Below are 8,133 nucleotides of genomic sequence, written 5' to 3'. Positions count from 1 at the left end.
GGTCCAGCGGACGGCGGTCCACTGCAGGATCAGCTCCCCGAGCGGCTCGTCCTGATCGAAGGTGAGCGCGGCGTGCCGGTAGAGCTCCAGCACCGACAGGAACCGGGCCACCACGATACCGGGCTCGCCGATCCCGGCGATCAGCTGGCGGAAGGTCAGGGTGCCGGCGCCCCGCAGCATCCCGACCACGACGGCGGCCTGCTCGCGGATGCTGACGAGCGGCGCATGCAGGTGGTCGAGGCCGACGGTCGGGATCTCCTTCGGGGTGAAGGCGAGCAGCGCCAGCGCGCCGAAGTCGTCGGCGCTGAGGGTCCAGACGAGCTCGGGCACGCGCTCGCGGTACTTCGGATCCAGCCGCACGGCGCGGGTGTGCCGGCGCTCCTCTCGCTGCATGCTGCGGGCGAACCAGGCCGACACCTCCTTGAACGCGCGGTACTGCAGCAGCCGGGCGAACAGCAGGTCGCGGGCTTCGAGCAGGGCCGCCGACTCGGCGTCGACCAGCTCGCCCTGCGGCAGCAGCCCGGCGATCTTCATGTCGAGCAGCGTCGCGGCGACGACGAGGAACTCGGACGCCTCCTCGAGCTCGTCCGCGGAGCGCGCCGCGCGCAGATAGGCGATGAATTCGTCGGTGACCTTCGAGAGCGCGACCTCGGTGATGTCGAGCTCCTGCTTGGAGATGAGGGTCAGCAGCAGATCGAACGGCCCGTCGAACACGCCGAGCGACACCCGGAACCCGGATGCGTCCACCGGGTCGCTCACGGCGTCCCTCAGGCGACGGCGCCGCGTACGACGAGCTCGCGGGCCAGGCGCAGGTAGGCCTGCGCCGCCGCGTGCTCGGGCGCGAACTCGGTGATCGGCAGCCCGGACACGGAGGCATCCGGGAACTTCACGGTGCGGCCGATGACGGTCTCGAGCACGTCGTCGCCGAAGGCCTCCACTACGCGCTCGAGCACCTCGCGGGAGTGCAGCGTGCGCGGGTCGTACATGGTCGCGAGCACGCCGTCGAGCGCGATGACGGGATTGAGGCGGTCGCGCACCTTGTCGATGGTCTCGACGAGCAGGGCGACGCCGCGCAGCGCGAAGAACTCGCACTCGAGCGGGATGATGACCCCGTGCGCGGCGGTGAGCGCGTTCACGGTGAGCAGGCCCAGCGACGGCTGGCAGTCGATGAGGATGACGTCGTACTCCTGCGCGACGCCGCGCAGCACCCGCGCGAGGATCATCTCGCGGGCGACCTCGTTGACCAGGTGCACCTCAGCCGCGGACAGGTCGATGTTCGCCGGGATGACGTCGAGCCCCTCGACGCGGGTGGGCACGATGATCTCGTGCGCGTCGCGCTTGGGGTCGAGCAGCAGGTCGTACACCGTGGGGATCTCGTGCGTCGCGATGCCGAGGCCCGCCGACAGCGCCCCCTGCGGGTCGAAGTCGACGCACAGCACCTTGCGTCCGTAGTGCGCGAGACCGGCCGCGAGATTGATCGTGGTCGTCGTCTTGCCGACGCCGCCCTTCTGGTTGCACAGCGCGATGATGCGCGCGGGGCCGTGGGAGTCGAGCTTCGGGGGTGTCGCGAACCCGTTGTAGGGTCGTCCCGTCGGGCCGATCGGCCGTTCGTCCTTTGACTTCCTCGAGCTGCCCGCCACCGAATCACTCCTGACTGTGCACCCCGCGCGGTACGGAATGCTCCGACGAGTCTACCGACGAGCCGCCGCCCGCTTCCGAGACGCGGCGGCGAGGCCCGCGAACCGCCGTGGATCGTCGCGCGCCCCGGGTATCACCGCGCCCCGGCATCCCTCCTTCCCTGCATGAGCCGACGGAAGGACACGCCCATGACCCCGCAGCCGCCGACCGGGGGGAAGTTCGCCTTCCTCGTCCACCCCCGCAGCGACGTCGCCGCCGACATGGGCCGCGTGTGGCGTCCGCTCGGGCGCATCCCGGCCCGCGCGTGGGAATCCGGACTCCGGCACCTGCCGGTGCCCCCGCTCCGCCTCGCGACCGTCCACCGCCGCGACACCGGGACGCACGAACCCGACGGCTGGATCATCGTCGTCCCCGCCACGCCGCGCCAGCTCCTCACCGAGAAGCGGCCTTGGGTGCTCGGCCGCGTGGAGAGCGCGATCGATCGCGCCGAGGCCCTCGGCGCGAGCATCGTCGGGCTCGGCGCGCTGACCGCTCCCGCGACCCGCGCCGGACGGATGCTGCGCGAGCGGCCGGGGATGACCGTGACCACCGGCAACGCGTTCACCGCGCACCTGACCGTCGAGGGCCTGCGCCGGCTCTCGGCTGCGGCATCCGGCTCGCACCTCGCGATCGTCGGCGCCACCGGAAGCGTCGGCTCCTGCGTCGTCCGCCTCCTCGCCGACGAGCCGATCGGCAGCGACCTGACGCTCGTCTCCCGCGGCGGACAGCGGCTCGAGGACCTCGCCGCCGAGGTGCGCGGGCGCGGCGTCGCGGTGCGCACCTCCACGTCGATGGATGCCGTCCGGGATGCGGATGTCGTGCTCGTGCTGACCTCCGCCACGGACGCGCTGCTCGGATCGCAGCACCTGAAGCACGGTGCGCTCGTCCTGGACGACACCCAGCCGCGCAACACGGACCCGCGGCTGCGCGAGGAGCGCCCGGATGTGCTCGTGATCGACGGCGGCGTCGCCGCGATCCCGGGCATCCACATCCGCGGAGACATCGGACTGCCGCGCGGCCTCGCCTATGCGTGCCTGTGCGAGACCATGCTCATGAGCTTCGACGGCCAGGCCGCCTCGGCGACCGGAGAAGCCAGCATCGGGCACGCGCGGCGGATGCGGGATGCCGCCCGTCGCTTCGCCCACCTCGGGTTCACGCTCGCCGACCCGCTGTCGTTCGGCCACCGCGCCACGTGGCCTGCACCCGCCGGAGCCTCCGCCGCGGCGGTCGCGGTCCACCGAGCCTGACATGGCCAGGGTGATCGTCGTCGGCGGCGGATACGCAGGCGTGTGGTGCGCGCGCCGCATCGTCCGTGCCGCACGCCCCGGGGTCGTCGTGACGCTCGTCTCCGACCGCGGGCACCACTCGTTCCACGGCTGGACGGCCGAGGTGCTCACCGGCGAAGTGCGGGCCGAGCACGCCCGCGTCCCGCTCGTCGACCTCCTCCCCGGCGTGGAGCTCGTGGGCGGGCGGGTGACGCGCATCGACCCGGAACGGCGGGTCGTCGAGGTCGCCACGCCGAGCGGCGCGCGGTCGCTCGTGGGCGACCACATCGTGGTGGCGCCGGGAAGCCGCGACGCGTCGTGCGCGGTGCCGGGGCTCGCCGAGCACGCCTGGTCGCTCAAGGACACCGCGGGGGTGGAGGATCTCGGCCGGCACCTCGACGAGGTGCTGGCCGAGGCCCGGTATGCGGATGCCGCCACCCGCGGACGCCTGCTCACGGTCGTGGTGGCCGGCGGCGGGTTCACCGGGGTCGAGGTGGCCACCGCGATCGCGCAGCGTCTGCGCCGTGACGCCCGTGCCGGCGACGCACCCCGCGTGGTGCTCGCCCACTCGGGCGCGCAGGCGCTGCCGTCGTTGCGACCGCGGTTCGACCGCGTCGCCGACTACGCGGTCACGCAGGCCGCGGCGGCCGGGGTGGAATTCCTCCCGCATGCGCGGCTGACGGCGGTGACGGCGGACGGCGCCGAGTTCGGCGCATCCGGGTTCGTCGCCGCGGCCACCGTGGTGACCGCGATCGGCCAGACCCCGGTGCGCCTGGAGGGCCTCGAGGCCCTCCCCCGGGACCGGACCGGACGCCTCGTCACCGATCGGTTCCTGCGCCTCGGCCCGGGACTGTGGGCGGGCGGCGACGGCGCGGCTGTGCCGCATCCGCGCACCGGCGCCCCGTGCCCCGCCGACGCCCTGTGGGCGATCCACCACGGCACGCGGATCGGCTCGAACATCCTGCGCGAGCTCACGGGCCGCGCCCCTCGTCCGTTCCGCTTCCCCGGACTGGGTCAGGGGGCGAGCCTCGGCGTCGGGCGCGGCATCGCCGAGCTGTACGGCGTTCCCCTGACCGGCTGGCCGGCGTGGGTCGCCCGGTGGTTCTTCTTCCACGTGTTCATGCCGTCGCGCCGCGTCGCCCTGGCGGCCGCGGTGGACTGGGTGAGGCCCCACGCCCTGCCCCGTGAGGCTCAGCGCGCACGCGGGTGAGACGTGACGTAGACGTCCCGCAGCGTGTCCGCGGTCACGTGCGTGTAGATCTGCGTGGTCGCGACCGACGCGTGGCCGAGCAGCTCCTGAACCACCCGCACGTCCGCTCCGCCCTGCAGCAGGTGGGTGGCGAACGAGTGCCGGAGTGTGTGCGGCGAGACGTGGGCGGTCAGGTGCGCCCGTTCGGCGGCCCCCTGGATGACGAGCCACGCGCTCTGCCGGGACAGCGGTGCGCCCCGCATCCCGAGGAACAGCTTGGGCGTCGCCCGCCCCCGCGTCGCGAGGCCCGGGCGCACCCGCACCAGGTACACGTCGATCGCCTGCCGGGCGTACGACCCGAGCGGCACGATGCGCTCCTTGTTCCCCTTGCCGCGCACGCGCAGGATGTCGCCGTGCGTGACGTCGTCGATGTCGAGCGCCACGGCCTCGGAGACCCGTGCGCCGGTGGCGTACAGCAGCTCCAGCAGGGCGCGGTCCCGGATGCCGGCCGGGGACTCCGCGTCCGGGGCATCCAGCAGCCGCTGCACCTCGTCGATCGTCAGCGCCTTCGGCAGGCGCTGCGGCAGCTTCGGCGGTCGCAGCCGCTGGGTGGGCTCGTCGTCGACGATGCCCTCGCGCAGGATGAACCGGTGCATCCCGCGCACCGAGGACTGCAGGCGCGCGAGGCTCGACGAAGCCGGGCGCGGCTCGGCCGCGGCGCGCTCCGCGATGAACGCGGACACCTGCTCGGCGGTGACCGCGGCGATGTCCTCGACCCCGTGCCGCTGCAGCCAGACGAGGTAGCCGCCCAGGTCCCGCCGGTACGCGGCGACCGTGTGGGCGGACAGCCCGCGCTCGACGGCGACGTGTCGCAGGTACTCGTCGACGGCGCGCGCGGGCGTCATGTCACTCCTGCAGGCGGCGGGCGGCGGCGAGGATGCCGGCGACGAGGATGCCGTTGTGCATCCGGCCGGACATCACCGCGTCCACGGCATCCGGAACCGTCACCCACTCGGCGCGGATGTCGGCCTCCTCCGCGGTGCGCTCGAAGGCCTCGGCGAGCGGGGTGACGCCGCGGGCGAGGTAGATGTGCACGATCTCGGAGTTGCTTCCCGGGGACGACCAGATGCTGGTGAGCAGCTCCCAGTCCGTGGCCTCCAGATCGGCCTCCTCGGCGAGCTCCCGCTTCGCGGTCTCGAGCGGATCCTCGCCGGGGATGTCGAGCAGCCCGGCCGGGATCTCCCAGTCGCGGTGGCGCAGCGGATGCCGGTACTGCTGGATCAGCAGCACGCGGCCGTCGTCGTCCACCGCGACGATCGCGACGGCGCCGGGGTGCACCATCCACTCCCGGATGAGCTCCCCGTCTCCGTAGGCGACGACGTCCCGCCGGATGTCCCACACCCGGCCGCGCATCGCCACGGTGCTCTCGAGCACCGCGGGCTCGGCCGGCTCGTCGCGCAATTCCTCGGCGACCGTCATGTCAGCCCGCCTCGACTTCGAACAGCTCGCTGGAGCGGTGCCGCTCGAGCGCAGCCGCCACGAGGCCGCGGAACAGCGGGTGCGGGTCGGTCGGACGCGACCGCAGCTCCGGGTGTGCCTGCGTCGCGATGTAGTACGGGTGCACGTCGCGGGGCAGCTCGACGAACTCGACGAGGTCGAGGTCGGGGTTCAGCCCGGAGAAGGTCAGGCCGGCATCGGCCAGCTGCGGGCGGTAGCCGTTGTTCACCTCGTAGCGGTGGCGGTGGCGCTCCTGCACGAGCGACGAGCCGTACACCTCGGAGGCGATCGACCCGTCGGCGAGCGCGGCCGGGTACAGCCCGAGGCGCATCGTGCCGCCCAGGTCGCCGGACTCGATGATGTCGATCTGCTCGGCCATGGTCGCGATGACCGGGTGCGGGCTGTTCTCGTCGAACTCGCTGGAGGACGCCCCGTCGAGCCCGGCGACGTTGCGGGCGTACTCGATGACCATGCACTGCATGCCGAGGCAGAGGCCGAGGGTCGGGATGCCCTGCTCGCGTGCGAAGCGCAGCGCGCCGAGCTTGCCCTCGATGCCGCGGATGCCGAAGCCGCCGGGCACGACGATGCCGTCGAGGCCGCCGAGCGCCCTCTTGGCGCCGTCCGGGGTCTCGCACTCGTCGGACGGGATCCAGGTGATCTTCACCTGCGTCTCCTGCGCGAAGCCGCCGGCGCGCAGCGCCTCGGTCACCGACAGGTAGGCGTCGGGCAGGTCGATGTACTTGCCGACGAGGCCGATGTTCACCTCGTGCTTGGGGTTGTGCACGGCCTCGAGCACCTTGTTCCAGCGGCTCCAGTCCACGTCGTGGGCCTTGGTGAGGTTGAGCGCGCGCACGATGTAGTCGTCGAGGCCCTGGCTGTTGAGCATCGTGGGGATGTCGTAGATGCTCGGCACGTCGACCGCGTTGACGACGGCACGCTCGTCGACGTCGCACATGAGCGCGATCTTGCGCTTGTTCGACTCGGTGACGGGGCGGTCGCTGCGCAGCACGAGCGCGTCGGGCTGGATGCCGATGGAGCGGAGCGCGGCGACGGAGTGCTGGGTGGGCTTGGTCTTCTGCTCCCCCGAGGCGCCCATGAACGGCACGAGCGACACGTGTACGAAGAACACGTTCTGTCGGCCGAGTTCGTGACGGATCTGCCGGGCGGACTCGATGAACGGCTGCGACTCGATGTCGCCGATGGTGCCGCCCACCTCGGTGATGATGACGTCCGGCTTGGGCTCTTCGTCGGCCTGCAGGCGCATGCGGCGCTTGATCTCGTCGGTGATGTGCGGGATGACCTGCACGGTGTCGCCGAGGTACTCGCCGCGCCGCTCGCGGGCGATCACCTGCGAGTAGATCTGGCCGGTGGTCACGTTCGCGGCCTGGCTGAGCTCCACGTCGAGGAAGCGCTCGTAGTGGCCGATGTCGAGGTCGGTCTCCGCACCGTCGTCGGTGACGAACACCTCGCCGTGCTGGAACGGGTTCATCGTCCCCGGGTCGACATTCAGGTAGGGGTCGAGCTTCTGCATCACGACGCGGAGCCCCCGCGCGGTGAGCAGGTTGCCGAGGCTGGCCGCGGTCAGGCCCTTGCCCAACGAAGAAACGACACCGCCCGTCACGAAGATGTGCTTGGTGGTGTCAGTCGTCTGATCAGTACTGCGAGAGCCCGTGGTCGATGTGTCCGTCACGGGCTTTCACCCTATCAGCCGACGCTGGACTTCGGGTGCGTGTCGCTCAGGGCGAGCAGCTCCCGGGCGTGCGCGAGCGCCGCCTCCGAGTCCGACATGCCCGACAGCAGCCGGGCCATCTCGGCTTCGCGGTCGGCGCCGGCGAGCTTCTGCACGCTCGACGCGGTGACCGACCCGTCGGACGCCTTCACGACGGTGAGGTGGTTGTTCGCGAACGCGGCGACCTGCGCCAGGTGCGTCACCGCGATGACCTGGGACGTCTGCGCGAGCCGGGCGAGGCGCCTGCCCACCTCGATCGCGGCGGCGCCGCCGATGCCGGCATCCACCTCGTCGAACACGAAGGTCGGCACCGGATCGGTCGCGGCGATCACCACCTCGATCGCGAGCATGACGCGGCTGAGCTCGCCGCCGGAGGCCCCGCGCGAGACGGGCCGCGGATCGCTGCCGGGGTGCGGCGCGAGCAGGATCGACACGTCGTCGCGTCCGGCGGCGCTCGGGGTGCCCGGTGCGACGGAGACGGTGACCGTGGCATCCGGCATCGCCAGCTCGTGCAGCTGTTCGCTGACCTCGTCGCCGAGGCGGGACGCCGCGGCCGTGCGGGCCGCGGTGAGGTCGTCGGCGGCCGTGTCGAGGGCGGATGCCGCGGCTTCGCGCTGCGCGGTCAGGCGTTCGATGCGATCGCCGTCGTCGTCGAGTTCGGCCAGGCGCGCCGAGCCGGTGCCGAGCAGTTCGATCGCGGCATCCAGCGTGCCGTGCGCGCGCACGAGGCCCGCCAGCACCGCGCGCCGGTCCTCGACGGCGGCCAGCTCCTGGGG

General features: G+C 72.5%; 7 protein-coding genes and 1 pseudogene. 2 read left to right on the top strand and 6 right to left on the bottom strand.

The features are described from left to right. Positions 1-759, bottom strand: a 759-nt coding sequence (locus tag VJR25_RS05900; protein ID WP_324113515.1) for a ScpA family protein, incomplete at its 3' end; no start/stop codon positions are given. Positions 760-767: 8 nt separating this feature from the next. After that, positions 768-1,640: a ParA family protein gene (locus tag VJR25_RS05895; RefSeq protein ID WP_324113511.1), complete on the bottom strand. Its 873-nt coding sequence runs from the start codon at positions 1,638-1,640 to the stop codon at positions 768-770. A 186-nt stretch (positions 1,641-1,826) separates the two neighbouring features. Between VJR25_RS05895 and VJR25_RS05890 the strand changes: the two genes are divergently transcribed. Together VJR25_RS05890 and VJR25_RS05885 are read left to right on the top strand one after the other, a co-directional pair. Beyond that, the gene (locus VJR25_RS05890; RefSeq protein ID WP_324113509.1) at positions 1,827-2,924 is read left to right on the top strand and encodes a semialdehyde dehydrogenase; all 1,098 of its coding nucleotides are present in this window, start codon (positions 1,827-1,829) and stop codon (positions 2,922-2,924) included. Position 2,925: 1 nt separating this feature from the next. Beyond that, entirely contained in the window at positions 2,926-4,152 is a 1,227-nt protein-coding gene (locus tag VJR25_RS05885; RefSeq protein WP_324113507.1) for an NAD(P)/FAD-dependent oxidoreductase, read from the top strand. Here VJR25_RS05885 and xerD read toward each other — a convergent pair. The 4 genes and pseudogenes from xerD to VJR25_RS05865 form a co-directional block, all read right to left on the bottom strand. Further along, positions 4,134-5,036 carry a site-specific tyrosine recombinase XerD gene (gene xerD / locus VJR25_RS05880; RefSeq protein ID WP_324113505.1) on the bottom strand — a complete coding sequence of 301 codons (903 nt, stop codon included), beginning with the start codon at positions 5,034-5,036 and terminating at the stop codon, positions 4,134-4,136. The genes VJR25_RS05885 and xerD overlap by 19 nt on opposite strands. Position 5,037: 1 nt before the next feature. Further along, the gene (locus VJR25_RS05875) at positions 5,038-5,610 is read right to left on the bottom strand and encodes an NUDIX hydrolase (RefSeq protein ID WP_324113504.1); all 573 of its coding nucleotides are present in this window, start codon (positions 5,608-5,610) and stop codon (positions 5,038-5,040) included. Position 5,611: 1 nt separating this feature from the next. Then, positions 5,612-7,318: a CTP synthase gene (locus VJR25_RS05870; protein ID WP_324113501.1), complete on the bottom strand. Its 1,707-nt coding sequence runs from the start codon at positions 7,316-7,318 to the stop codon at positions 5,612-5,614. A 14-nt stretch (positions 7,319-7,332) separates the two neighbouring features. Beyond that, a pseudogene (locus tag VJR25_RS05865) lies at positions 7,333-8,133 on the bottom strand (DNA repair protein RecN); the annotation flags it as partial.

This window comes from Microbacterium sp. (assembly GCF_035277845.1).
In the GTDB taxonomy this organism is placed as follows: Bacteria; Actinomycetota; Actinomycetes; order Actinomycetales; family Microbacteriaceae; genus Microbacterium.
The sequence above is the reverse complement of the archived record's forward strand: the minus strand, read 5'-3'. Positions and strand labels throughout refer to the sequence as shown.